Below are 1,575 nucleotides of genomic sequence, written 5' to 3'. Positions count from 1 at the left end.
GCGGAGATGCCCGACTTTTCAAGGATAATTGGACTTGCGACAGTACAAATTTCCTGAAGAAGAAGGGCATCTCGCAGATGCAAGTTTCCCACACTCCCACGGCCCTGTCAGCCGCGTTCGACGAACCGAACCTCATCGCGGCGGCAGGTCTGGTCCCGGTCATGGAACTGGCCCGCGACTCTGGCCTGCATGAGCTGGCGGACAGGCAGCTGAGCGTGCCGACCGACAAAGGTGCCAACGCCGGCGCGAAGACCGCAGCGCTGGTTGCCGGGATGGCCGCCGGAGCCGATTCCATCGATGACATGACCGTGCTGCGCCACGGCGGGATGAAACGGCTCTTCGGCTCCTGCTACGCCCCCTCGACCCTGGGATCCTTCTTGCGGTCCTTCTCCTTCGGGCACGTCCGCCAGCTCGACGCCGTTGCCTCTCGTTTTTTGGGAAACCTCGCAAACAGGGCACCGCTGTTGGGCGATCCTGGTGCCGAGGAGTTCGTGTTCGTTGATGTCGATGACACGATCATCGAGGTCCACGGCTATGCCAAGCAGGGCTCCGGGTACGGATATTCAGGGGTCCGTGGGCTCAACGCGGTGCTGGCCATCGCCTCCACCGCCGATACTGCCCCGGTGATCCTGGCCCAGCGCCTGCGCAAAGGGGCCGCGAACTCGGCGCGTGGCGCCAAACGTCTCGTTGCCGATTCCCTGGCGACCCTGGGACGGATCCATGCCGAATCGCCAGTGCTCTGCCGCTTCGACTCCGCGTATTACGGCCATGCCGTCATCTCCACGGCTCTGGCTGGCGGTGCCGATGTCTCGGTGACGGCGCGCATGGACTCCGCGGTCAAACGCGCCATCTCCGGAATCGAGGAGGCCGCGTGGGAAAGCATCGAATACACCGATGCGATCTTCGACGAGACCGCCGGTGCCTGGATCTCGAAAGCCGAGGTCGCCGAAATTGACTTCACCGCTTTCTCCTCCCGGAAGAAGGCCGACCGGGTTCCCGGCCGACTGGTGGTACGCCGCATTCCGGAGCTGAATCCGAAGGCAACCGACGGGCAACCAACCTTGTTCGATGCCCATCGGTTCCACGCGTTCTTCACCACCGTGTCCATGGAAGCCATGGGCACCGTCGTCATGGACAAGACCCACCGCCGCCATGCGGTTATCGAGCAGGTGAACGCGGACCTGAAAAACAGTGCCCTGGCGCACTTGCCTTCGGGGCACTTCGGAGCCAACAGTGCCTGGTTGGCCGCCGCGGTCATGGCCTACAACCTCACCCGGACCGCCGGGGTACTGGCGGCGGGAAGGTTCCGCAAGGCCCGCACCGCGACGATCCGGGACAAACTTGTCAACGTCCCGGCCCGGATCGCCTCGAGTGCCCGTCGAATCCGATTGCACCTGCCCGAGGCATGGCCCTGGCAACAGGCGTGGGAGAAGCTCTTCGCTGCCGTTCATGCACCACCTCAGCGAGTCTGACTGATCGTTCACCAGCCGGACAACGGCATCATCAGGAACCATCGTGGAACATCATCGGCAGCGAGGCCGGGCCCTGAGTAGTGCCCAGTTTCCTTACACTCAA

At 63.6% G+C, this 1,575-nt stretch carries 1 protein-coding gene; it reads left to right on the top strand.

What is annotated here, in order from left to right; translation table 11 throughout:
• The first annotated feature begins 77 nt into the window (after nt 1–77).
• A complete protein-coding gene (locus tag ACT3UE_RS15725; protein WP_102598821.1) occupies nt 78–1,472 on the top strand; it encodes an IS1380 family transposase in 1,395 nt (464 codons plus the stop codon).
• Nucleotides 1,473–1,575: the final 103 nt, after the last annotated feature.

This window comes from Arthrobacter sp. 179 (genome assembly GCF_052379645.1).
Lineage (GTDB): Bacteria > Actinomycetota > Actinomycetes > Actinomycetales > Micrococcaceae > Arthrobacter_H.
Note: the sequence above shows the minus strand (reverse complement) of the source record. Positions and strands in the feature narration are given on the sequence as shown.